At 63.6% G+C, this 22,104-nt stretch carries 21 protein-coding genes and 1 tRNA gene; 14 read left to right on the top strand and 8 right to left on the bottom strand.

Features of this window, described 5'->3' with window-relative positions:
* Nucleotides 1-57: 57 nt before the first annotated feature.
* Genes ilvD through LOS78_RS15360 form a run of 3 tightly spaced genes read left to right on the top strand, consistent with a single transcriptional unit; the run spans nucleotide 58 to nucleotide 2,989 of the window.
* Nucleotides 58-1,791 carry a dihydroxy-acid dehydratase gene (gene ilvD, locus LOS78_RS15370; protein WP_028713307.1) on the top strand — a complete coding sequence of 578 codons (1,734 nt, stop codon included), beginning with the start codon at nucleotides 58-60 and terminating at the stop codon, nucleotides 1,789-1,791.
* An 11-nt stretch (nucleotides 1,792-1,802) separates the two neighbouring features.
* Nucleotides 1,803-2,588 carry a DUF6478 family protein gene (locus LOS78_RS15365; RefSeq protein WP_028713308.1) on the top strand — a complete coding sequence of 262 codons (786 nt, stop codon included), beginning with the start codon at nucleotides 1,803-1,805 and terminating at the stop codon, nucleotides 2,586-2,588.
* A gap of 14 nt (nucleotides 2,589-2,602) precedes the next feature.
* On the top strand, nucleotides 2,603-2,989 hold the full coding sequence (locus LOS78_RS15360) for a hypothetical protein (RefSeq protein WP_028716853.1): 387 nt from the start codon (nucleotides 2,603-2,605) through the stop codon (nucleotides 2,987-2,989).
* 33 nt (nucleotides 2,990-3,022) lie between these two features.
* On the opposite strand, the gene LOS78_RS15355 is transcribed toward LOS78_RS15360, so the two are convergent.
* The gene (locus LOS78_RS15355; protein WP_028713310.1) at nucleotides 3,023-3,742 is read right to left on the bottom strand and encodes a GNAT family N-acetyltransferase; all 720 of its coding nucleotides are present in this window, start codon (nucleotides 3,740-3,742) and stop codon (nucleotides 3,023-3,025) included.
* Nucleotides 3,739-4,479 carry a molybdopterin-binding protein gene (locus tag LOS78_RS15350; RefSeq protein WP_230378530.1) on the bottom strand — a complete coding sequence of 247 codons (741 nt, stop codon included), beginning with the start codon at nucleotides 4,477-4,479 and terminating at the stop codon, nucleotides 3,739-3,741. Before LOS78_RS15350 ends, LOS78_RS15355 begins: the two co-directional genes overlap by 4 nt.
* 115 nt (nucleotides 4,480-4,594) lie before the next feature.
* Between LOS78_RS15350 and map the strand changes: the two genes are divergently transcribed.
* Nucleotides 4,595-5,398, top strand: coding sequence for a type I methionyl aminopeptidase (gene map, locus LOS78_RS15345; RefSeq protein WP_028713312.1), 804 nt, complete (start codon nucleotides 4,595-4,597; stop codon nucleotides 5,396-5,398).
* 171 nt (nucleotides 5,399-5,569) lie between these two features.
* Here the strand turns inward: map and LOS78_RS15340 are convergent, their stop codons facing one another.
* Nucleotides 5,570-6,589, bottom strand: a complete 1,020-nt coding sequence (locus LOS78_RS15340; RefSeq protein ID WP_230377390.1) for a LacI family DNA-binding transcriptional regulator — start codon at nucleotides 6,587-6,589, stop codon at nucleotides 5,570-5,572.
* Between the two features lie 97 nt (nucleotides 6,590-6,686).
* Between LOS78_RS15340 and LOS78_RS15335 the strand changes: the two genes are divergently transcribed.
* The 6 genes from LOS78_RS15335 (at nucleotide 6,687) to LOS78_RS15310 (ending at nucleotide 10,524) form a co-directional block, all read left to right on the top strand.
* A tRNA-Arg gene (locus LOS78_RS15335) sits at nucleotides 6,687-6,763 on the top strand.
* A 293-nt stretch (nucleotides 6,764-7,056) separates the two neighbouring features.
* Entirely contained in the window at nucleotides 7,057-8,154 is a 1,098-nt protein-coding gene (locus LOS78_RS15330) for a helix-turn-helix domain-containing protein (RefSeq protein WP_230377389.1), read from the top strand.
* Nucleotides 8,147-9,508, top strand: coding sequence for a plasmid recombination protein (locus tag LOS78_RS15325; RefSeq protein WP_230377388.1), 1,362 nt, complete (start codon nucleotides 8,147-8,149; stop codon nucleotides 9,506-9,508). The genes LOS78_RS15330 and LOS78_RS15325 overlap by 8 nt, the downstream gene beginning before the upstream one ends.
* Before the next feature lie 104 nt (nucleotides 9,509-9,612).
* Nucleotides 9,613-9,858 (top strand): type II toxin-antitoxin system ParD family antitoxin, encoded by a 246-nt coding sequence (locus LOS78_RS15320; RefSeq protein ID WP_230377387.1) that lies wholly within the window; start codon nucleotides 9,613-9,615, stop codon nucleotides 9,856-9,858.
* On the top strand, nucleotides 9,855-10,142 hold the full coding sequence (locus LOS78_RS15315; protein WP_152366699.1) for a type II toxin-antitoxin system RelE/ParE family toxin: 288 nt from the start codon (nucleotides 9,855-9,857) through the stop codon (nucleotides 10,140-10,142). The genes LOS78_RS15320 and LOS78_RS15315 overlap by 4 nt, the downstream gene beginning before the upstream one ends.
* An 88-nt stretch (nucleotides 10,143-10,230) precedes the next feature.
* On the top strand, nucleotides 10,231-10,524 hold the full coding sequence (locus LOS78_RS15310; protein ID WP_230377386.1) for a hypothetical protein: 294 nt from the start codon (nucleotides 10,231-10,233) through the stop codon (nucleotides 10,522-10,524).
* Between the two features lie 220 nt (nucleotides 10,525-10,744).
* Here LOS78_RS15310 and LOS78_RS15305 read toward each other — a convergent pair whose 3' ends face one another.
* Nucleotides 10,745-11,917 (bottom strand): ATP-binding protein, encoded by a 1,173-nt coding sequence (locus tag LOS78_RS15305; RefSeq protein ID WP_230377385.1) that lies wholly within the window; start codon nucleotides 11,915-11,917, stop codon nucleotides 10,745-10,747.
* Between the two features lie 232 nt (nucleotides 11,918-12,149).
* Here LOS78_RS15305 and istA point away from each other — a divergent pair, with 232 nt between their 5' ends.
* Complete coding sequence (gene istA / locus LOS78_RS15300) at nucleotides 12,150-13,718, top strand: IS21 family transposase (protein WP_028717560.1); 1,569 nt, start codon at nucleotides 12,150-12,152, stop codon at nucleotides 13,716-13,718.
* Nucleotides 13,648-14,376, top strand: coding sequence for an IS21-like element ISPkr1 family helper ATPase IstB (istB, locus tag LOS78_RS15295; protein WP_024843951.1), 729 nt, complete (start codon nucleotides 13,648-13,650; stop codon nucleotides 14,374-14,376). The genes istA and istB overlap by 71 nt, the downstream gene beginning before the upstream one ends.
* 453 nt (nucleotides 14,377-14,829) lie before the next feature.
* Here the strand turns inward: istB and LOS78_RS15290 are convergent, their stop codons facing one another.
* The 4 genes from LOS78_RS15290 to LOS78_RS15275 form a co-directional block, all read right to left on the bottom strand.
* On the bottom strand, nucleotides 14,830-16,848 hold the full coding sequence (locus LOS78_RS15290) for an AAA family ATPase (RefSeq protein WP_230377384.1): 2,019 nt from the start codon (nucleotides 16,846-16,848) through the stop codon (nucleotides 14,830-14,832).
* A gap of 10 nt (nucleotides 16,849-16,858) precedes the next feature.
* Nucleotides 16,859-17,596 carry a PaeR7I family type II restriction endonuclease gene (locus tag LOS78_RS15285; RefSeq protein WP_230377383.1) on the bottom strand — a complete coding sequence of 246 codons (738 nt, stop codon included), beginning with the start codon at nucleotides 17,594-17,596 and terminating at the stop codon, nucleotides 16,859-16,861.
* On the bottom strand, nucleotides 17,593-19,326 hold the full coding sequence (locus LOS78_RS15280) for an Eco57I restriction-modification methylase domain-containing protein (protein WP_230377382.1): 1,734 nt from the start codon (nucleotides 19,324-19,326) through the stop codon (nucleotides 17,593-17,595). Before LOS78_RS15280 ends, LOS78_RS15285 begins: the two co-directional genes overlap by 4 nt.
* Nucleotides 19,327-19,496: 170 nt before the next feature.
* Entirely contained in the window at nucleotides 19,497-20,108 is a 612-nt protein-coding gene (locus tag LOS78_RS15275; RefSeq protein ID WP_230377381.1) for a helix-turn-helix domain-containing protein, read from the bottom strand.
* Between the two features lie 117 nt (nucleotides 20,109-20,225).
* Between LOS78_RS15275 and LOS78_RS15270 the strand changes: the two genes are divergently transcribed.
* On the top strand, nucleotides 20,226-20,468 hold the full coding sequence (locus LOS78_RS15270; RefSeq protein WP_152366684.1) for a hypothetical protein: 243 nt from the start codon (nucleotides 20,226-20,228) through the stop codon (nucleotides 20,466-20,468).
* A gap of 250 nt (nucleotides 20,469-20,718) precedes the next feature.
* Complete coding sequence (locus tag LOS78_RS15265; RefSeq protein WP_230377380.1) at nucleotides 20,719-21,798, top strand: tyrosine-type recombinase/integrase; 1,080 nt, start codon at nucleotides 20,719-20,721, stop codon at nucleotides 21,796-21,798.
* Nucleotides 21,799-22,104: the final 306 nt, after the last annotated feature.

Genomic DNA, 22,104 nt, shown 5'->3' with positions numbered 1-22,104 from the left:
GCCTCTTGCCCCGGCGGCAGGCTGGGCCTATCCAGAATCCAGCCAGAGGATGCCGCCATGAAAAACACCCGCTTCGACAAGTCGTCCCTGCCGAGCCGCCATGTCACCGAAGGGCCGTCCCGCGCGCCGCAGCGCAGCTTCTTCTATGCCATGGGCATCACCGAGGAGGAGATCCATTCCCCCTGGGTCGGCGTCGCCACCTGCTGGAACGAGGCGGCGCCCTGCAACATCGCCCTGAACCGGCAGGCGCAATCGGTCAAGCAGGGCGTCAAGAAGGGCGGTGGCTGCCCGCGCGAATTCACCACCATCACCGTCACCGACGGCATCGCCATGGGGCATGAGGGGATGCGCGCCAGCCTCGCCAGCCGCGACGCCATCGCCGACACGGTCGAGCTGACCATGCGCGGCCATTGCTACGACGCGCTGGTGGGGCTGGCCGGCTGCGACAAGTCGCTGCCGGGCATGATGATGGCCATGGTGCGGCTGAACGTGCCCAGCGTCTTCATCTATGGCGGCTCGATCCTGCCCGGGCGTTTCCACGACCGCGACGTGGTGGTGCAGGACGTGTTCGAGGCGGTGGGCCAGCACGCCGCCGGCAATCTGCCCGATGCCGAGCTGGAGCTGCTGGAGCGCGTCGCCTGCCCTTCGGCCGGGGCCTGCGGCGGGCAGTATACCGCCAACACCATGGCCTGCGTCAGCGAGGCGATCGGGCTGGCGCTGCTGAACAGTTCGGGCGCGCCGGCGCCCTACGAATCGCGCGACCAGTACGGGCTGGCCTCGGGCGAGGCGGTGATGGCGCTGATCGAGAAGAACATCCGCGCCCGCGACGTGGTGACGCGCAAGGCGCTTGAGAACGCGGCGCGGGTGGTGGCCTGCACCGGCGGCTCGACCAATGCCGGGCTGCACCTGCCGGCCATCGCGCATGAGGCCGGGATCGAATTCGACCTGTTCGACGTCTGCGACATCTTCCGCGACACGCCCTATTTCGTGAACCTGCGCCCCGGCGGCGATTACGTCGCCAAGGACCTGTTCGACGCGGGCGGCGTCCCCGTGGTGCTGCGCGAGCTGCGCAAGGCCGGGCTGATCCACGAGGATTGCCTGACCGCCTCGGGCCGCAGCATGGGCGAGGAGCTGGACCTGATCGCGCGCGAGGCCGACGGCAAGGTCATCCATCCGGTGACGGCGCCGCTGTCCCGCACCGGCGGCGTGGTCGGGCTGCGCGGCAACCTCGCCCCCGACGGCGCCATCGTGAAGGTCGCGGGCATGGCGCCCGAGGACCAGGTCTTCACCGGCCCGGCCCGGGTCTTCGACTGCGAGGAGGACGCCTTCGAGGCGGTCATGCGCCGCGACTATGCCGAGGGCTGCGTGATCGTCATCCGCAACGAGGGCCCGGCCGGCGGCCCCGGCATGCGCGAGATGCTGGCGACCACGGCGGCGCTGTCGGGGCAGGGCATGGGCAAGAAGGTGGCGCTGATCACCGACGGGCGGTTTTCCGGCGCCACGCGCGGCTTCTGCGTCGGCCATGTCGGCCCCGAGGCGGCGCATGGCGGCCCCATCGCCCTGTTGCGCGACGGCGACATCATCACCATCGACGCGATCCGGGGCGAGATCTCGGTGGCGCTGTCCGACGAGGAACTGGCGCGGCGCCGCGCGGAATGGCCGGGACCGCGCAAGACGGATTATGCTTCGGGCGCGCTGTGGAAATACGCCCAGCTCGTCGGCAAGGCCCGCTACGGCGCCGTCACCCATCCCGGCGCGGCGGCGGAAACCCATGTCTACATGGATCAGTGACAGGCGGACGCATGGCAATACGCCCTCGCAAATGGCTTGAGCGCAAGACCCGGGAACGGGCGCTGCGGCAATGGACCCGACTGGCCGAGGGGGTCGAGACCCTGGGCCCCGCCCGCCTGCGCCACCTGCGCGAGGAGGCGCTGGACCTGCGCGGCAGTCTCGACCGCTTCCTGATCCGGGCCGACCGCCGCGCGGCGCGCTCGCGCGCGGCGCTGGACGCGCTGCACCTGCCGGGCGGCACCGACTGGCGCTGGCGGCCGGGCTTCCTGGCCGGCCAGGTCTCGCCCCGCGGCGTCGCCGGGCCCGAGAATGGCGGCCGGCTGGGCGACGGCGCGGCGGTCTGGCACGATTGTCCCGAACGCGCGCTGATCCTGGAGCAGCTGGCCAATACCGGCGCCACCGACCTGTCGCCCTTCGGCATCAGGCTCGAGGTCTTCGGCTTTGCCGGCAGCTTCCTGTCGCTGTCGATCGATCTGCCGACCAGCGCGCTGCAGGGCCTGACCCGCAGCCATATCCTGCGGCTGGAGACCGGCATCATGGCCGAGCGGGCGATCAACGTCTATGCGCGGCTGAACATCGGCCACGGGCCGAATATCGACGAGGTCACGCTGCAGCTGCACAGCTTCGAGCCGGGGCATTACAGCCAGCAGGTGGCCGAGTTCGACCTGGCCTATACCCAGATGAACGAGAAGCGGCTGGAAAAGATCTGGCTGGACCTGATCTTCGAATCGCCCCGCATGAACGCGGTCGAGATCCGCGAGCTGTTCTTCTCGCGCCATCTGCGGGCCGAGTTCTGACCAAGGAATGTCCCATGAACGAGTTTGAATCCCTGGGGTTGAAAAGCGGCATCTGGCAGGGCGTGATCCATCGCGACGCCCCGCCGGGCCGGCTGGTGCTGGTGCATATGGGCAGCCGCGTGGCCGAGGCCCGCGTCACCGCCGAGGCCGAAGGCTGCTGGCGCGTCGCCGCCGCCATCCCGGCCGAGCGGCTGTCGGACGGGGTGCAGAGCTTCCTGCTGCTCGAGGATCAGGGAAACGAGGGCGAGCCGCCCCAGCCCGGCGCCCTGCATCTGGGCAGCCTGACGCTGGTCGCGGGCGAGCTGCTGGATGCCGACCTGCTGGCCGAGCTGGGCCTGATGCGCAGCGAGCTGGAACTGCTCAAGAAAGAGCTGCGCCGGCTGGCCTCGGAACCGGCCTGAACGGGGCCGCGGCCAGACCCCGCGCGGCCCGGCTCAGTCCTTGCTCCAATAGCCATAGCCGCCCAGCTCGGCGAAGCCCAGCCGGTCATAGACCGCCAGCGCGCCGGCATTGTCGCGGCTGACCGCCAGCGCCAGGCGGGTCGCGCCCTGCGCCTCGGCCCAGGACGCCGCCATGCGGATCAGCCAGCCCGCCACGCCCATCCGGCGCAGCGCCGGCACCACCTCGATGGCATGGACCATGGCGACCGGCCCGTCCAGCGCCACGAAGGCGGCCCCGGCGGCGCGGTCCTGCACCCGTCCCAGCAGCGCGGTCTTGGGCAGGGCGACGCGCTCCATCACCGCCTGCCGGGCGGCGGTGACGTTGCCGTCGCTCCAGATGTCGCGCTGCATGGCGAGCGGCGGCCAGATCTCGAAACTGGACAGCGGCGGCACCGGCCGGGCGGTCAGCGCCGCGCAATCGGCGGCCAGGATCGCGGTCGGCGTGCCGTGGCGATAGCCCCGCGCCGCCAGCGCTTGCGCCAGGGCCGCGTCGCTGTCGGCGACGCGGAACATCGGCCGCTCGTCCCAGCCGCGCTGGATGGCCTCGGCGCGGGGGATGTCGGCCGGGTCCCAGTCCGGCCGCGCGGCCCGGGCCGAGCTGACGCGGCCGCCGCCGCCCCGGCCGCGTCCGACCAGAAAGCCGCCCGCCCCGGCATATTCGGCCGCGGGCCAGGTGCTCTCGAAGGCGCGGGCGATATCGGGATCGGCAATCACATCGCAAGCCTTTCGCGCAGGGCGGTCATGGCGTCGGTGACGCGCTGGCCGTCCAGGCCGCGGATCACCAGGCTGGTGCCGTAGCGCTGGCCGCGCTGGAACGGATAGGAGCCCAGCGACAGGTCCGGGAAGTCGTCGGCCACCGCCCGCAGCTCGTCGGCCACGTCGGATTCCGGGCGCAGCACCTCCAGCGCCTCGCTGACCGAGGGCCGTCCGGTCGGCAGCTCCGGCACCACGGCCTCGACCATGGCGCGGAACACCTCGGGCACGCCGGCCATGACATAGGTGTTGCCGATATGGAAACCCGGCGCGGCGGAATAGGAATTCGGGATCAGCCGCGCCCCCAGCGGGATGCGGGCCATGCGCAGCCGGTTGCCGGTGACCTCGACGCCGCGCGCCTGCCAGCGTTCGACCATGACGCGCCGGGCTTCCTCGTTGATCTCGATGCCGGTGCCGAAGGCCGCGGCCACGGCATCGGCGGTGATGTCGTCATGCGTCGGCCCGATGCCGCCCGAGGTGAACAGCAGGTCCCAGGCGCCGCCCAGCGAGCCGTCCAGCGCCCGGATCGCGGCGACGATCTGGTCGTGGTCGTCGCCGACGATGCGCATCTCTCGCAGGTCGACGCCGATGCTGTTCAGGACCTGCGACAGGTAATGCGCATTGCCCTCGCGGGTGCGGCCGGACAGGATCTCGTCCCCGATGACGAGAATGGCGGCGGTGGGATTGTCGGACTGCATCGGCGCGCTGCTCCTGGCGATCTGGCTCTCTCGGGGAAATGTATAGGTCGGCGCGCAGGGCTGGAACAAGTGGCGCCTTGGGTCTATCTGTGAGGCAGGAGATCACGAGGACGACATGAACGACGCACGCCAGACCCGCGAGGGCATCCGCATCCACGAGCCGCAGGACTTCCAGGGCATGCGTGCGGCCGGGCTGATCGCGGCGCAGATCCTGGACGAGGTCGGCCCGCTGGTGCGGCCCGGCGCCACCACCGGCGCGCTTGACGATTTCATCCGGGACCGGGTCGGGGAACTGGGCGCCACCAGCGCCACGATCGGCTATCGCGGCTACCAGCATGCCAGCTGCATCAGCGTGAACCACGTCGTCTGCCACGGCATTCCCGGCGACAAGATCCTGGCCGAGGGCGACATCCTGAACATCGACGTGACGGTGATCGTGGACGGCTGGTATGGCGACAGCTCGCGCATGTATGTGGCGGGCAAGCCCAGCGTCAAGGCGCGGCGGCTGATCCAGGTCACCCATGACGCGCTGATGCGCGGCATCGAGGCCGTCCGCCCCGGCGCCACCTTCGGCGATATCGGCTGGGCGATCCAGTCCTATGTCGAATCGAACCGCATGTCGGTGGTGCGCGACTTCTGCGGCCACGGCCTGGGCCGCAGCTTCCACGCGCCGCCGAACGTCCTGCATTTCGGCCGCCCCGGCAAGGGTCCGGTGCTGGAGGAGGGCATGTTCTTCACCATCGAGCCCATGGTGAACCTGGGCCGCCCCGAGACCAAGATCCTTGCCGACGACTGGACGGCCGTCACCCGCGACAAGTCGCTCTCGGCCCAGTTCGAGCATTCGATCGGCGTCACCGCCGACGGCTGCGAAATCTTCACGCCTTCGCCCAAGGGCCTGTTCTTCCCCGATCTGGGCTGACCGCCGGCCCGGCTTCTTCGTTCCGGAAAATACCCATGCGACCGCGCAACCGTCGCCGCCGTATGGGTATTTGTGCAACAGAGAAAGCGCAGGCCGGCGCGCGAAGGCTGGTTGCGGCGCCTGTTTCACCGTTCGAGAAATGCCCGCGCATGGCCGCCCGCCGGCGCGGCGTCAATGCTTGCGGATCGTTTCGCCCGGCATGATGGTCGGGGCCAGGGCGATGATGCCGTTCTCGGGGCGCGGCTCCTTGCCGGCGACGATGCGGGCCGCCCGCCGGCCGATATCGATGCGTCGCGCGTCCGTGGTGGTCAGCCGCATCGGCAGCCCGTCCAGCAACTCGACGCCGTTGAAGCCCGCCAGCCCCAGCCTGCCGGGGATGTCATAGCCCTTTTCCATGCACCACAGAAGCCCGCCGGCCCCGATCATGTCATTGGAGAAATACAGGAAATCCAGATCCGGCTCGCGCGTCAGGATGCGCTCGGTCAGCTCGCGGCCCTTGTGCAGCGACGAGCCGCCCTGGTAATATTCCCGCGCCGCCAGCTGCACGCCATGTTCGCCCAGCCGTTCCTCGAAACCGGCCAGCCGCTTGCGGGCGCGATGGTCCTCGGGCATGTGCGTGCCGATGAAGCCGATGCGGCGATAGCCGGCGGCCAGGATCTCGTCCGCCATCTCGGCCCCGGCGCGGCGATGGCTGATGCCGACGGCGGTGTCGATGGGCGCGCCGTCCACGTCCATGATCTCGACCACCGGCAGTCCGGCATTGTCCAGCATGGCCCGCGCGGCCTTGCTGTGCTCGAGCCCGGCGAGGATCACCCCCGAGGGCCGCCAGCTGAGCATGTCGTAAAGCACCGCATCCTCGCGCGAGGGGCTGTAATTCGTCACCCCCACCACCGGCTGCAGCCCGGTATCGTCGAGCTCGGCCGAGATGCCGCCCAGCACGTCGGGAAAGACCATGTTCGAGAGCGAGGGGATGACCACCGCGACCAGGTTCACGCGCTGGCTGGCCAGTCCGCCGGCGATCTTGTTCGGGACATAGCCGAGGGTGCGGGCGGCGGTCAGCACCTTCTCGCGCGTCGCGGCCGAGACGTCGCCGCGGTTGCGCAGCACGCGGCTGACGGTCATTTCCGACACGCCCGAGGCTTCGGACACATCGCGCAATGTCAGGGGGCGGCGGGATCTTTTCGTGTTCATCGCAACTACCGGGACGCAATCATGTTATCGTTATCGTTTCCGTCCGGTCGCGGCAAGCTTGCCATTTTCCTGATCAGAGGGCAAAAGAGGCCAGAACGGCCCCGTGGCTCAACTGGATAGAGCAGCCCCCTCCTAAGGGGCAGGTTGCAGGTTCAAATCCTGCCGGGGTCACCATTTTTTCTATGTATAACAGGGCCTTGCGAGGATCCACCGGCCGAATCGCGCAGTTTCCTGCGTGATCTTGCGCCGGTTTGCGCGGAACTTACCGGGAACGCCGGTACAAATCCCGTACAGCACCCGCTGACAGCTCCCATATGGCGAAGAAAGGAAAACCCCGGCTCGGCGGCAACCGAGACCGGGGGTCAAGCTCATGTGAAAGCACTCAACTTTCCTGGACAGACTACCCCGGACACCGCCTGCCGATCAATCGCAAAAAATAATGCGTATAAAAAGTCGGCGGTGCGGACATGACGCAGCACCTCACGCATGCCGGCTTGCCGGCTGATCTGACCCGCTGGCAGTTGTTGCGTCTGGTCGAAACCGCGCGCCGGCCGCTCGGGCTCAGCAAGGGTGCCGTGGGCTATCTGCGCCATGCCATCGGGCTCACCACGGATGGCGACTTTGCCAAGGACCGAATCTGCGCCTTCTGGGCTTCCGTCACGGAAATCGCCGCCTCGCTTGGCGTGGAGCGACGGCAGATCACCCGGATCGAAGTCGAGCTAATCGAGCGAGGGCTGATCCACAAGTCCAGCACCAATCGCAGCCGCCGCAGCGGTCATCGGCTTCACGGCGTGATCCGGCACGAGTTCGGCATCAACCTAGCCCCATTGATCGAGCGCGCACGAGAAATCCAGGCGCTGGCGCAGCGGGCCATACAGGAGCAGGTCGAGGCCAAGGCCCTGCGCAAGCAGATCAACAAGCTGTTCGAGCGCATCCGTGGGCTTGGCTGTGATGAGGCCACGGTTGCCGCCGATGCCGTCCTCCCGAACCATCGCCCGTCCACGATCCAGAGCTTTCAGCGGCTCAGGCAGGTCGCGGCGGCACTGGAGGCGGTACTAGCCGATTTTTCGGCCGACGCCGGTGGGGGTGAAATGTCCCACCAGTGCGACATTTCCACCCTACCCAATACCAATCCTGATCAGATCGATAAAACCTGTAGGGCTGAGAACAGGACAGCGCGGCAGCCGATCCGTACTACGCCGGCGCAGGTCTGGCTGCTGGCATCGGAGCGTTTCCGGGAATATCTTGCGTTCTATACTGCCGGTCTCGGGTCCGGCCGTGCCCCGGATGAGCGATGTTTCGTGATGGCGGCGCGCGACCTTGCGATGAACATCGGCATCTCCATGCGGGAATGGCGACACAGCTGCGAGGTTCTGGGCGAGGCCCGGACGGCGCTCTGCCTGCTGATCGCGGATCGGAATGCCTGCCGCCACGATGATTTCCGGGTCAGGGATGCTGCTGCGGCCTTTGTCGGCATGGTGCGGAAAGAGACGCGGCAGGGTGCGGTGGTCGATGCGCTGCTGGGCGAGCTGACGGCCTTCTGCCGAGAGACCGGCCATGCCTGACCGCGCCGGGAAGTCGATCTTTGCGCACAAGCAGACCTATTCGCGCAAGGGCAACAGCAAGAGCCGGTCGGTCCGGGAGATCGCGGATGAGGCCGAGCGGCTGGAAGGGGCCTGCCCGCATGTCGAGAACCCGCAGTCGCCCACCATCCTCGAAGGCATCCGGCCTTCGGAGGTGGTCGCGGTGATCGAGCAGCGCATCACCGAACAGAACAGGCTTTTGCGTCAGCTGCGCAAGGAGCAGCCGGATCGAAAGGACGCCTTGCGGGGCATCCGCAGCGACACCCACGTGATGATCGGCAGCGTCTTCAGCTTTCCCGATCTGGTCGAGGATATGGATGAGGCCGATTACCTGCGCTGGCGCAGGGACGTGATCGCCTTCGCCAGGGCCGATGCCGCGCGTAACGGGGCCGAGGTGCTCAGCATCGTCGAGCATCTCGATGAAGCCCACCCGCATGTGCATGTGCTGGCCGTACCCATATGTGCAGATGACAATATGCGCATCGACGCCAAGCGCTGCCATGAAGGTCATCGCGAGCAGGACCGGCACATGGATCACGGCTGGTCCGGCTCGCCGTCTCGCAGCTACAAGCAGGCGATGCGCGGCTGGCAGGACCGCTATCACGCCGAGGTCGGCGCGAAGCATGGTCAAGCCCGCACGGGGCCGCGCCGCCGCCGTCTGGACCGGACTGCGTGGAAGGCCGAGCAGGAGCGGCTGCAGGCGCAGAAGGAGGCAGAGATTGCCATCTTGCGCGCCGCAGAAGCCCGTCGCCTTGCCGACGAGGAAGAGCGCCGCCGCGATGCGGTCATGCAGGACACGGTCGCCAGGCGGCTTCAGGAGGCCGAGGCGGTACATGCCATTGCGACCGGCGGGCTGATCGCCGCCATCCGGCAGGTCGATCCTGACCCGGTGCTGATTGAGCGGCTGGAGACCCCCGGACAGATGGGCAGCTGGACGAGCCACGACGCGGATCGCAACCGCGAGATGTCCCTCGCGCTGGCGCCGGTGCTCAGCGACGGGTTGGAAGCCCTGCGCCAGCCGCCGGCAGGACCGGGGTTGCTCGGAGGGCTCTCCGGCTTCCTGCGCGGGATCGCGGGTTGGGTCAATCGCCTTGCCGGGGCCAGCCCGCGCTGGCTGAAATGGCCGGAAACCGTGGCCTATGCGGCTCATGGGGCGAGGCAGGCGTTCGACACGACCTACACGGCCTCGACCCTCGCCGGGGTCATCGAAGCCTCGCCGGCATGGCAGTCCTTCACCGGCGAGGCAAAGACGCGGCTGGATCAGGCGCGGGCGGTGCAGGCGCTGACGAATTCGCGCGGCTCTCGACCAGACGCTTCATCGCAGAGGGGCATATGACAGCATGCGCCTATGCCAATATGCCCATCCGCCCGCCAAGAGCCGGCAATTGCGTCCGATACGATTTCTTGGTAATATCCGGTATCGACGCACAGGAGGCCCGCATGTCCCGCAACACATCGGTTTCGCTCGGCGATCACTTCGTCAGCTTCATCGACGCGCAGGTGAAGGGCGGCCGCTATGGCTCGGCCAGCGACGTGGTGCGGGCAGGGCTGCGGCTCCTGGAGGAGCACGAGGCCAAGGTAAAGGCCCTTCAGGACGCCCTGATCGCCGGAGAGGAATCCGGCCGGGCGGAGGGCTTCGACCTCGACCGGTTCATTGCCCGCAAGATGGCCGGTCGCAACGCATGAAGGCGCTGGCCTTCACCGTCGCGGCAACGGTCGATCTGGAGGCAATCTGGGACTATACGGAGGGCGAATGGGGCCTCGCGCAAGCCCGGCGCTATGTGCAGGAACTGCGCGACACCTGCCACGCGCTGGCATCGGGGCAAGGGCGCGGCAGGCCGGTTGACGTTCGGCCTGGCTATCTGAAATGCCTGAGCGGATCGCATGTCATCTTCTTCCGGGATCTGGGCGACACGCTGGAAATCGTCCGCATCCTGCACGGTGCACAGGACGTCGAGCGGCATTTGTGACCAGCATGGGTCTGTGCGATGGCACGATGCTCGAAGGGTAAAATTGCAATATTGGCATATGCGCCCCTTGGGCGTGGAGAGCTTGGTGATGACTTATCTGCTCAGCGATTATCCGGTCCTGGCGCGGCTTGCGGCCGGCAGAACCAAGGCAACGCGGCTTGACGTCAGCGCCTGCCGCCGGCTCTACGCACTGGCGACGGACGACGATCTGGGCGCGATGGGGCCGGAAGAGCGCGGGTTTTACGACAGCTTGGCCGCGAGCGAACCGGTGCCGGGTTCCGGCGGGCCGATTGCAACGCTTCAGGCGCGGGTCAGGGCCGACGGCTTCCGGCGCATGGCCGACGAAAAGGCCTTCATGGACGACCTGTGCGGCGGCATCTGATTGCTGCAAGCCCTGCTCAGCTAACGGCTGCAGGCCGTGGCCCAGAGTGGCCTACTTTTCGCGATTTCGCCAAATATTAGTGACCGACTATTATTTTGCGGGGCCCGGTGCAAAGCACCACCCGCAAAATGTCGGACCAGATGCTGCGCCCCGGTACCCAGCTTCCTCCGCCCAGAAAGAAGATCGATCCCCGACGCCGCCCGATGGGCGGCCGTATTGCTTACGGATGAAGCGCCAGCAGATCCTGCCCGAACTGATGCAGCGGCATGATCTCAATGCCGTTCGGCAGCGGGAAAGCCTCGTCCCCCGGATAGACCACGATCCGCCGCGCGGGTTGCAGGTCTTCGCAGGCCGAGTGAAAGCCGCGCTCGACCTTCGGCGCCAGATTGCGCTTGATCTCGACGGCCCAGACCGCGCCGCCCGGCAGGGTCAGCACCAGATCGACCTCGGCCCCCGCGCCGCTGCGGTAGAACTGCGCCTGCGTTCCCTCCGGCATCAGGGCATGGGCTGACTCGATGACCAGACCTTCCCAGCTCGCCCCCGCAACGGGGTGGCCGAGAACGTCGTCCAGCGTCGTCAGTCCCAGCAGGGCGTGCAGGATGCCGGTGTCGCGCACATAGATGCGGGGGGATTTCACCAGCCGCTTGCCGATATTCGCGTGCCAGGGCTCCAACCGGCGCACCAGCATCAGATCGACCAGCAGGTCGAGATAGGAGGCGACGGTCTTGGCATCGACCCCGAGCGCGCGGGCCAGCTCGGCGGCGTTCGACAGGCCGGATTGCCGGTGCGCCAGCATGGTCCAGAAGCGACGCAGCGTCTCGGCGGCGATGCGGGGGCCGAGCGCGGGAATGTCGCGCTCCAGATAGGTGCGGATGAAGTCGCGCCGCCAGCGCAGGCTGGCCTGATCGTCGCGGGCGAGGAAGCTGTCGGGAAAGCCGCCGCGCAGCCAGAGCCGGTCCAGGTCGGCGGCAGGAACCTCCAGCGCATCGAGGGGGGCGAGTTCGGCATAGGCGATCCGCCCCGCCAGCGTCTCGCCCGACTGCCGCAGCAGGTCGATGGAGGCCGAGCCGAGCAGCAGGAAGCGCCCCGCCCGCAGCCCCTTGCGCCGCCCCCGGTCGATCAGGCCGCGCAGGTTCTGGAACAGGTCCGGCATGCGCTGGACCTCGTCGAGGATGACCAGCTTGTCCTCATGCGCCAAAAGGTAGAGTTCGGGGTCCGAGAGTCTGGCCCGGTCGGCGCTGGATTCGAGATCGAGATAGAGCGATGGCCGCTCTTCCCCCAGCTCCTGCGCCAGCGTGGTCTTGCCCACCTGGCGCGGCCCCAGCAAGGCAACGGCGGGGCTGTCGTCCAGCAGGGACTTTACGGTTGCGGTGATACGGCGCTCGATCAACATCCTTGCAATTATGGAGATCAATTCCCGATTTGCAAGGTTAATTGGGGGTCATGCGCGCATCTATTGCCGGGCTGACTTCAATGAGCCCAGCTGTCGGAAGGCACGCTGCATCTCTCCGGGTGTGAACCGGCGTGCAAAATTGACCCCGTAACGGGGTAATCGGCTTCCAAAAATGACCCCCTTACGCTGATGGTCATGATGCCTCCGAGGCTATCGGGGGGCACAGTGTGGGATGCTGGTTGTGGAGACGATTGCGAAGATCCGCCGGGCGTATTTCCAGGACAAGAAGTCGATCAAGCATATCTGCCGAGAGCTGCGGGTATCGCGGAACACGGTTCGGAAGGTGATCCGGTCCGGCGCAACGGAGATGACTTACGAGCGAACCGTCCAACCGCAGCCGAAGATCGGTCCCTGGAAAGGCAAGCTCGACGAGATGCTGGCGGCGAATGCGCGCAAGCCGAAGCGCGAGCGGCTGACCCGCATCCGGATTTTCGAAGAGCTCAGGGCCCTCGGATATGACGGCGGCTACGACGCGGTCCGACGCTATGCGGCTTCGTGGTCGCAGGCGGAGCAGGAAGCGTCAGCCGCCGCCTATGTGCCACTGAGCTTCGATCCGGGTGAAGCCTACCAGTTCGACTGGAGTCACGAGGTCGTTCTGATCGACGGCGTGACCACCACGGTGAAGGTGGCTCACGTCCGGCTTTGTCATAGCCGGATGCTGTTCGTCCGGGCCTACCCGCGAGAGACGCAGGAAATGGTGTTCGATGCCCATGACAAGGCCTTTGCCTTCTTCGGCGGCGCCTGTGCGCGTGGGATCTACGACAACATGAAGACGGCGGTGGACACGATCTTCGTCGGCCGCGACCGCGCGTATAATCGCCGGTTCCAGCAGATGTGCGGACACTACCTTGTCGATCCCGTCGCCTGCACCCCCGCGTCCGGCTGGGAGAAGGGACAAGTAGAGAACCAGGTTGGCGTTGTCCGGCGGCGGTTCTTCGTGCCGCGGCCGCGCTTCAAGAGCTACGCGGAACTCAACGCCTGGCTTCAGGATCGCTGTATTGCCTGGGCCAAGGCCCATCCGCACCAGGAATTGCGTGATCGGACAATCTGGGACGTGTTCCAGGATGAGCGGGCGAGCCTGGTGCCCTACGTCGGCCCTTTCGACGGATTCCATGCCGTGCCGGCCTCGGTGTCCAAGACCTGCCTCGTTAGGTTCGACAAGAACCGCTACTCGGTCGATGGTCGCGCCGTCGGCCGTCCGGTCGAGATCCGCGCCTATGCCGAGCGGGTCGAGGTCTGGCAGGACGGCAAGATCGTCGGCCGGCACGACCGCGCCTTCGGGCGCGACAAGGCCATCTATGACCCGCTGCACTACATCCCGGTGCTGGCCCGCAAGCCCGGCGCCCTTCGAAACGGCGCTCCCTTCAAGGAATGGGAACTGCCGCCGGCGATACGACGCGTCCAGCGTAAGCTGGGGCGCGTGCCGAACGGTGACCGTCAGATGGTCCAGATCCTGAGCATGATCCCAACGGATGGACTGGAAGCCGTCGAGGCTGCCTGCGTCGAGGCCCTGACCGAAGGCGCCCCGGCGGCATCGGTCGTTCTGAACATCCTGGCCCGACATCGCGAGCCACCACCTCCGTTGACCATCGCCACGCCGGACGCGTTGCGCCTGACCTGCGAGCCCGTGGCCGACTGCAAACGCTACGACAGCCTCAGGAGACCCCGCCATGGAAAGATCACAGGTGCTGGACGCGATGGGCCAGTTGAAGCTCTACGGCATGAAGGCCGCCTACGATGAGATCATCGCCACGGCGGTGAAGCGACAGCACGAACCGCAGCAAATCGTGGGCGACCTGCTGAACGCCGAGATCAGCGAGAAACAAGCTCGCTCGATCAAATACCAGATGACCATCGCCAAGCTGCCCTTGGCCAAGGAAGTCGACGAGTTCAGCTTCGAAGACACGCCCGTAAACGAAACGCTGGTGCGCGATCTGGCCTCCGGAGAGTTCCTCGAGCATCAGCGTAACGTCGTCCTCATCGGCGGCACCGGGACCGGCAAATCCCACCTTGCCGTCAGCATCGCCCGGGCCTGCATCCGCCGTGGCAAGCGCGGCCGCTTCTTCAACGTCGTGGACCTGGTGAACAAGCTGGACGCCGAAGCCCGCGCCGACCGACAGGGACGCACTGCGGATCTCCTGTGCCGCCTCGACTTCCTGATCCTCGACGAGTTGGGATATCTGCCGTTCGCCCAGACGGGTGGCCAGCTCCTGTTCCACCTCATCAGTCGCCTTTACGAACGCACCTCGATCATCGTGACGACGAACCTCGACTTCGGCGAATGGCCGACCGTCTTCGGAGACGCGAAGATGACAACGGCGCTCCTCGACCGACTGACCCATCACTGTGACATCGTCGAGACCGGCAACGAGAGCTGGCGCTTCAAGACGCGGGAATGACCGAGACGCCGCTGGCCCGATCCGGTTGCGCTGTATGGAGGCTACACCGCATCGGGCCAGCTACCCGTGCTGACCAAGCGGGGTCATTATTGGGCGCCGAAAGGGGGTCAAAGTTGCGTGCCGATTGACACATAGCGGGTCGCGAGTGTAGCCACTTTTGTACCAGACGCCTGGTTGGGGCATGTTGCGCTCGTTGATGTCGAATGAATGTTAAGCAGGTATAGTTAAAAGCAACGGCGCACAATAGCAGAACATCTCCATCGGTAATATGTATCAGGTTCGCAGGGCTTTGACGTCGAAATTTGGATGTTGCTGAGGGCGGAGTGGTCCGCAGAGTGGGCGAGAAGTAGACTTGTGCGGCCACGCGTGGCTGACACAGAAACCACCTGAAGCGGCCGCTCGAATTTTTAACGCGCTGTCATCAAAAGTGTTTCAAACAGGTGTACACCGTCTCTACTTCAATGCGGAGTTGATCGCTTGGATCAGCTTTTTCCACTGATTGCGCTCATCTGACGTCAAATCTTTAGCAGAATGATCGCGTGACCAGCGAACGAAAGCCTTGGCAAGGCGGTACTTTGAAAAGTCCCTGATCTCGCTTTCGAATATGTTGACGAGCGGGCGGTCTTTTTGCTTCGCCGCAACTGCGGCGATGTCCCAGCCGCAGTCCGACTTGGCGACGGCGATCAGCGTTTCGCGGAGCATATCTTCGACTTCGGCAGCTTTGACAGGACTGCCGAGGAAGTCTTTCGTCCGCAATATGCCCTTGTTGCCGAGCGTGTGGACAAGCGTGTCCTGCTTCGCGGCCTGGTCGCCTGCACTGTCGGAATCTAAGAGCGCCAGCACCTTTAGGCCTTGTGCGTGTAGGATCGTCGCGAAATACACGACCTTGCCTGCGGTGTTCGACGGAACAAGGGCAATCTTCTCGTTAAGATGCACGTCGCCCGAGTCCCGCAGAAGTGCGGCAACGGCATCGACATACCAGTAATCTGTCAGTCCCTCGAGGACGAGATTCTGCTTCTGCGTGAAGAGACTTTGGGCGAGGTCGTATCCAAGGGCTTCCTGCAAAGGTAGAAGAGCCGCAGGATCGTTCGCGGTGACAGACGTGTGAACCTTGGTTCCCGTTTCCCTGTTTGCCATCTCGACGACGCGGACAAGATCAAGCTCATCTGGGCCGACAAGGAACGGTGAATGGGTCGAATAGATCGTCTGGTTGTCCGCAGCCAGCCGCGAAATCGTCTTCCGGAATTCGCGCTGTTTCAGGGCATGAAGGCTCATCCCTGGCTCGTCGAGAAGGAGTACGGCGTTCTTATGGTCGCCCTCCGCTTCGGAGAAGAAGACCACGAAGAAGGATACCAGCCACTGAAACCCTTCGGAGCGCTGGTCGAGTTCAACCTCCACGCCAAGGTCATCTTCAACCGTCACCTTGAGATATTGGCCGTCCGCGCGCAGCCGCAGCTTCGCGGCTTCGCCCTTACTTTCATCGGGATTCCAGACAGATCTGATTTCGCGCGTGAGGCTGACTTCGGCGGCGTTGAGCTGATATTGCCGCTTATCGAGCTTCTCCCGATAGGTTTCCATTGCATCAGGATTGTTGGCGTCGGGATCGGGGGCGGTCCCCATTTCGGAGAGCTCGGCGGCAGTGAACCCGAGCAGGTTCAGAAGACAGAAATTTCCGTAGTCAAACCGCTCTTCGTCCAAAGTGCTGTTCGCGATCCTCGCTGCCAGTTGCTTGAGGTGGATCAGCGGACGGACGCGGAAATAGTTGCTGAACAGGACGAATACGGGAACGCGCTTCCGAAGCGCCTTAACCGCCGCGTTGCGGGCATCGCCAATACCGATTGCGGCTTTGAGGCTGTCGTAGCGAGCCTCCTCTTTCTCGTTGTCTTCGTCAATGAGAGGCAGCACCGCTTCAAGCCATTGCGATAGTGCCTCGGCTTTGTCCCCTTCAATCATGTTCCAAGTGTACCAGCCCGCCGTCGCGGCCTTGAGCTTGTCGGACGGCTTGCTTTCGGCAGCACCTTCGGAAGGCGAATGCCGGCTGTCAACGTGGGCAGCAAGGCGGAGCAAGTCCTTCTCAATGTCGGAGTATTTTGCCGTGTCTGGCACTCCCAAGAGGCGGTTGCCCGTAGAATTATCCAGGTTCCGCCAAAGGACGTAGGTAGCATCCTTCAAGTTGTCGGGAAGCAGTGCGCGCTCGTCGTCGTCAAGTTCGAACTCCGCTTCCACCACTTTGGTCTTTGCTGGATCAACCTCACCCGTCGTTATTTTGCTGTAGCGGGAGCGCGGATAGTCTCGCAGCGCACTGAGGGGTTTCACCCCGCTGGGCGGATTTAGGTGCTGAATCGCTTGCAAAAGCGCAGTCTTGCCTGCTTCGTTGGGGCCGACCAGAATCGTTTTGTTCTTATCGATTTCGAACTCTTCGCTGTCGATGATCGAGCGGTAGTTCTGAACGTGAATTTTCTTAATTCGCATTGTGGTCCTCCTACCGTGCCGCAACCGCCGCAATATGGCCCGCAAATTCGGTCACGAAGGTCTTGAGTGACGTGAGGTCGCTGAGATGTCTGTACGCGCCGTCCTTGGCCGCCTCGCGGGGCGACGCGAGAAAGGTGGCGCTTGAATAAAGCCCTTCCTGCACGAGGCGCTTGCAAAGAATATCGTAGCGCTGCGCGTATGACGCATGTTTGAAGGCAGGATCGACGGGGAAGTGCGGCTGCTTGTCGGCAACGGGCACGTTTGATTTCGGGCAGTCCTCGACCAGCATGACCCATCCGAGAAAAGGGCGCGGAACGTCGCTCCCGAACGCGCCCTCCCGGAAGGCTGTCCATAGGTCGTGTGCGGTGCCGATGGCTTCTTCGCAGCGGTTATTGAAGTTGTTCCCGAAAGACGGGCCGACCTGTGATTTGAATTCAACGGCGGCGACAAGCTCGCCCCGATACATGACCAGCATGTCCCACAGCTTTGTCGGTCTGAAAAAGCCAGGCAGCGTCAAGACGCGCTTCTGCACCCAGATATCGGCAAGCGCAAGCCCGTTGGCCTCGACAAGGGTTTGGGCGATGGCGAGGAAGCCGTCCATGTTCTTGCCTGCCGTGACAGCGCCGCGCGCCCCCGCATCCTGATTTCCTGACTCGATCTGCCGCGCCAGCGCGGCTTCGCGGTTGCCCCAAAACAGCTTTACCGCTTCGCGCGCCTGTTCTTCGTAGTTGGCAAGATCAAGACTCATGCGTCACTTGTCCCTTCTATCAATTTCAGCTCTTCGGGGCTCAGGCTGTAGAGTTCCGATACAATTTCGTTGAGAGCATGGCGGTCGCTCGTTTCCGCGTAGCGTGCGAGTTTGTCGCGCAGGTCGACACTCACGTCCGACCACTTCGGTATTCTGATCTTGCGGAGATACTGCGCCTGAAAGCGCAAATAGCCGCCACGCATGCGTGTGCAGTAAAGCCCGACAAACAACCGTGCGATGCCTGACCGCATGACGGCCTGGAGCGCAGGAACGTCCCATTCATCGGACGTGATGAAATACAGATTGTGGTGCGGGTAAAGCTTGCCTTCCTCGTGCACGATAGAGGCATCCCCCTTGATGTCGGGGATCAGCAGCTTCTCGCGGTAGGTCAGTTCGGGGTAAATGCGGTCGATGGTGCGATACCAGCCGCGCGGGTTCTTCTCCGCAACATGGCGCCCTGCGATCTGCTCCTTCCGTTCTTCGAGATAGGCGCGCAGCTTGGGAAAATCCTCGAGATCAACAAGCTTGCCGTCTTCGCCGAAAGGATTGATGATCCCTTTGCCCCGCCACGCGACATGACCTGCGAGGATGTCGCGCGTCATCGCCAAGGGGAGCTTTCGGGAAGGCTCGACGTCCAGCGCCTCGAAGTCGCCGATAAAGGCTTTGTCGGCTCCCGTTGCAACGCCGATGCCGACCTTGCACCCTGCGTCTTCAAGGGCAGGAAACTGCTCTTCCAGCCGCCGCACCAGCGCCAATTCGTCGAATGAGTCGAGCACCCACGGATCGCCGCTAGATGCTGGATTCCTGATCTCGCGGACGCGGCTCTTCGCGGGCAGCCGTGCGGCGGTCAGATCGGCGGCGAGGGTCTTGAGAAAGGCCGCGTCAACGGGCGGACGTGCGAAGACGCGCGTCACTTGTGAATGATCCCTGGCGATCACGGTAATAGCGGGATAGGCGCTGACCTCTGCTTGGAAGGCGTCGGTATCGACCATATCGACGTAGATTTTCATGCTGTAGCTCTTGCTGACAAGTTCGCGCAGCTTCTTGCCGTACTTGTTCTTCATCCAGCGATCCGCGCAGATGAAACCGAGCTTGCCGCCCTTGCCGAGCAAGGCCAGTGACCGTTCGATAAAGGGGACATAGATGTCGGCGCGGTCGTAGATGGTCTTATAGCGCTGACGGTACTCGCTCATCAGCGCACCGGGAATGGCCTCCTGACGGACGTAAGGCGGGTTGCCGACGACGTGAGTAAACTGCGCGTCGAAGCCTGCCAGCAGGAAGTCTCCCTGATGCAGCCAGACATCGCACAGACGTGCCGCCTCGTCCCGCGCGATGCCGCTCTCCCGAAGGCGCTGCGCAACCAGTGCGCGCGTACCTTCGAAGGTAAAGCGATGCAGCTCGACGGCGCGGATGGCGGGTGCAAGGTCGTCATAGGTGAGCTTGCCGTCGCGCGCGGCCGCCGCGAGGAGTCGGTCGAGGATTGGCAGCAGGAAATCACCGTTGCCAAAGGATGGCTCAAGCAGGTGATAGTCGGTTAGTGGCGCATTGTCCGTATAGCCTGCCAAGTCGAGGATGAAGTCGACGACCTCACGCTTGGTGTAGATTGCGCCGCGCTCCTCGATCCCGCCTTCAGTCGCCAACTTCTCCACAGCTTCGGTCACGGGACAGAAACCAGGGAAGGCAGTTTGGCGGGCGAGCGTTGCGGTCACGGGCGTTTCCTTGTCGAACATTCGGGGAACATAGTGCTTTTATAGCACCGATTGTGCAAGCCATTCTAGGGTGCGCAAGATGTGGCAATGTCGTATCTTCAAGGCATACAGTTGCAGTCCCTGGTGAAGAGGCGCTTGGGGCGCAATTCGGCGGCTTCTCCGGCGGCAGCAGGGGGCCTTGATGCAGTCCGTCAGGCGGAAGAAGCATCACCGTCGTCGTCAAGTGCCGCCCAATAGCGCTTGCCGTACTTGGTGTGCTTACGAACAGCCTGCACAATGTCGGCCTTCGTGTACTGGATCGTCGGATCGCCGCGCCACCAGCGATCCTGCTCGCGATCCGACAGCACCTCATAGACGACTGTACGCAAGTCCTCGTAGGAAATCTGATCCTCTCCGTCCCGAAAATGGGCAACGATATATGTCTGAAGCTCGAAGATTTCCTCCAGGATCGGACCATAATCGCAATGGCGCACCCGCCCGGTCAGAATGAACTCGGCATCGATGTCGCTTATCGCAGCAAGCCTGCGCAGCACCTCGGCGGGCACCTTGGGCACTTCCTGCGACTCGTAGGCGATGTAGGTTCGTTTGGGGATGCCAAGCCGCCGCGCCATCTCCTCCTGTGAGATGCCCTTTTCTTCAATCTTCCTCCGCGCCTGCTTCAGGATCGCACCCACAGGTGCGACCGGGGCGCGCTTACTCTCAGGCTCAAACGAATCAAAATCGTCCTGCAACCAGGCCTCCCCGTCCAGATCGTCGTCATCAAATCTGATATCGAGGTGCGTTTGGGGCGTTTTCCCGTTCATTTCGCGACGTCTCCGTGCAAAAGATGCAAGTTCTTGCACTAAAAATGACGATATTTTTCAATCCATTGACCGATCTGTCCATGCATGTTTTCCAACATATAGGAAAGGAGAACAGACATGTCGAAGATTTTCGATCTGGGGCGCACCCCCGAAGAATGGTCGGCGAAGCTTCGCCCGCGTGGAGTCGAGTTGTCACCGCGTACACTACGCTCCAAGGCCCGCACGCACGGTCAATATTTCGCTATCGGACGGGCAATTTTCATCACCCCCGACCAGATGGATGAGATCCTGCTGCGTGAAGCGGACCTCATTTCGCAGGCTGACCGAGCGCGACGTCCCTCACAACGGCCTTCCGCGTAAGTATTTCACGAAGCTTTCAGCGAATGAGCGTTTCCAAGATGACTGTAAATGGCGAACCGACAGGGTCCAAAATTCTTGATACGGGCATGACGCCGGCAGAATGGGTCTTGCGGCTTTGCGAACGGGGCCTGGAAATCAGCGAACGGAGCCTGAGGGAAAAGGCGAACCGGATTGGAGCCTGCTACCGTCTGGGAAATTCGATGATCATTACGCCTGCTCATCTTGATGAGATTTTAATGGAGGGACAGAAATGCCGCTCGAACCATATCTCCGAGGCCGTATCTGGTGGGTCAAGGGTCGTGTCGAAATCAACGGCCGCGCCATCACCGGTCCATACCGAAAAAGCACGGGCGCGACTGATGAAGCTGGCGCGCATGACTGGATAGCCGAGGAAACGGATATACAGCGTCGCCGCTATTATGGCGGCGTAAAGGAAGCTTACTATTTCAGAGATGCAGTGTATCTTTATCAGGCAAAAGAGCGAGAAGCACGAAAGCTCTTGCCAATTCTGGATGAAATCGGCGATATGCTTATCTCCGATATTACTGGAAAACTTCTCAAGAACCTTGGGCCCAAGCTTCGGCCGAATGTCTCGACGGACACTTGGTGGCGGGAAATCGTCACGCCCGCTCGTGCCGCTATTAACAACGCGCATGAGTTGGTTGGCACCCCGCTCTTACGTGTTAAGCCATACGATCAATTCGAACGAATTTCCCAAGACCAAAAGCGTAATCGCCAGAGCCGAATAAAGCGAAAGCCATCGAATCAGAAATGGATTGACGCTTTCTGCAACGCGGCTGATCCTTATAACGCTGCCTTGGTTCGTTTCATGTTCGAGACCGCAGCTCGGATCGATCAGGCCGTATCAATTCGGCCCAATGACTTGCGATCGGACGAATGCAAAGTGCGCTTGAAAGCGCAGAAAGGGCACCCGGAGGTCTGGATCACCGTGTCGCCGGAAATGATGGCCGAAATCGAGGCACTGAAGCCGAAGCGGCCACGCAATCGCCGCACCGGAGCTTTGCTGGACCCGCGTGTTTTCGGTTACGGTAGCTCCACAGGTTACAACAATCGCTGGCGCACGATCTGCAGGCGTGCCGGAATCCCCTATCTGTCAGCTCATGCCGCAGGTCGTCACGGCTTTTACACCGAACTGGTCGTGCGCCAGCAGGTTGATCCGGTCACTGCGGCCGAGGCAGGGCGATGGGCTGATGCAAATCTGCCGATGCGCATTTATGCTCACGCCGAGGTTGACGAAGGGCAGATTCGCGCGCGGTTTCGTACAAAGCCGGTACATACCACGACTTCTGAATGCGCTAAGGAAATGTAAATAAAAGGAGAATTCGGATATGCGACTATCCCTCCTAAGGGGCAGGTTGCAGGTTCAAATCCTGCCGGGGTCACCATCGCCTTGTTTTGGCGCTGATAACTCGCGTTATTTTCCTCCTTTTTGGAACTTGATCTCGGAAGTAGGAACTTTCTGTTCCCCATCCGTCTGCGACAACGCGTTTTATTTCCGGGGCCAGGCCCCGTTGAGGGTCATCGAGGCGGGGGACGGCCATGGCGTCACTAACAGGTTGCTCAACGGAAAGCTTTCCTGACTGTCCCGAAATCATGTCGGGCGTCTGCAATCGAT

The sequence above is a fragment of the Paracoccus sp. MA genome, from assembly GCF_020990385.1.
In the GTDB taxonomy this organism is placed as follows: domain Bacteria; phylum Pseudomonadota; class Alphaproteobacteria; order Rhodobacterales; family Rhodobacteraceae; genus Paracoccus.
Note: the sequence above shows the minus strand (reverse complement) of the source record. Positions and strands in the feature narration are given on the sequence as shown.

Coding starts and splice junctions, on each gene's coding strand:
- LOS78_RS15315 (WP_152366699.1), top strand. CDS start 9,855: ATGAAGGCGCTGGCCTTCACCGTCGCGGCAACGGTCGATCTGGAGGCA.
- LOS78_RS15360 (WP_028716853.1), top strand. CDS start 2,603: ATGAACGAGTTTGAATCCCTGGGGTTGAAAAGCGGCATCTGGCAGGGC.
- LOS78_RS15365 (WP_028713308.1), top strand. CDS start 1,803: ATGGCAATACGCCCTCGCAAATGGCTTGAGCGCAAGACCCGGGAACGG.
- LOS78_RS15305 (WP_230377385.1), bottom strand. CDS start 11,917: ATGTTGATCGAGCGCCGTATCACCGCAACCGTAAAGTCCCTGCTGGAC.
- ilvD (WP_028713307.1), top strand. CDS start 58: ATGAAAAACACCCGCTTCGACAAGTCGTCCCTGCCGAGCCGCCATGTC.
- LOS78_RS15290 (WP_230377384.1), bottom strand. CDS start 16,848: ATGCGAATTAAGAAAATTCACGTTCAGAACTACCGCTCGATCATCGAC.
- LOS78_RS15310 (WP_230377386.1), top strand. CDS start 10,231: ATGACTTATCTGCTCAGCGATTATCCGGTCCTGGCGCGGCTTGCGGCC.
- istB (WP_024843951.1), top strand. CDS start 13,648: ATGGAAAGATCACAGGTGCTGGACGCGATGGGCCAGTTGAAGCTCTAC.
- LOS78_RS15270 (WP_152366684.1), top strand. CDS start 20,226: ATGTCGAAGATTTTCGATCTGGGGCGCACCCCCGAAGAATGGTCGGCG.
- LOS78_RS15350 (WP_230378530.1), bottom strand. CDS start 4,479: ATGCAGTCCGACAATCCCACCGCCGCCATTCTCGTCATCGGGGACGAG.
- LOS78_RS15280 (WP_230377382.1), bottom strand. CDS start 19,326: ATGTTCGACAAGGAAACGCCCGTGACCGCAACGCTCGCCCGCCAAACT.
- map (WP_028713312.1), top strand. CDS start 4,595: ATGAACGACGCACGCCAGACCCGCGAGGGCATCCGCATCCACGAGCCG.
- LOS78_RS15325 (WP_230377388.1), top strand. CDS start 8,147: ATGCCTGACCGCGCCGGGAAGTCGATCTTTGCGCACAAGCAGACCTAT.
- istA (WP_028717560.1), top strand. CDS start 12,150: ATGCTGGTTGTGGAGACGATTGCGAAGATCCGCCGGGCGTATTTCCAG.
- LOS78_RS15320 (WP_230377387.1), top strand. CDS start 9,613: ATGTCCCGCAACACATCGGTTTCGCTCGGCGATCACTTCGTCAGCTTC.
- LOS78_RS15285 (WP_230377383.1), bottom strand. CDS start 17,596: ATGAGTCTTGATCTTGCCAACTACGAAGAACAGGCGCGCGAAGCGGTA.
- LOS78_RS15340 (WP_230377390.1), bottom strand. CDS start 6,589: ATGAACACGAAAAGATCCCGCCGCCCCCTGACATTGCGCGATGTGTCC.
- LOS78_RS15330 (WP_230377389.1), top strand. CDS start 7,057: ATGACGCAGCACCTCACGCATGCCGGCTTGCCGGCTGATCTGACCCGC.
- LOS78_RS15265 (WP_230377380.1), top strand. CDS start 20,719: ATGCCGCTCGAACCATATCTCCGAGGCCGTATCTGGTGGGTCAAGGGT.
- LOS78_RS15275 (WP_230377381.1), bottom strand. CDS start 20,108: ATGAACGGGAAAACGCCCCAAACGCACCTCGATATCAGATTTGATGAC.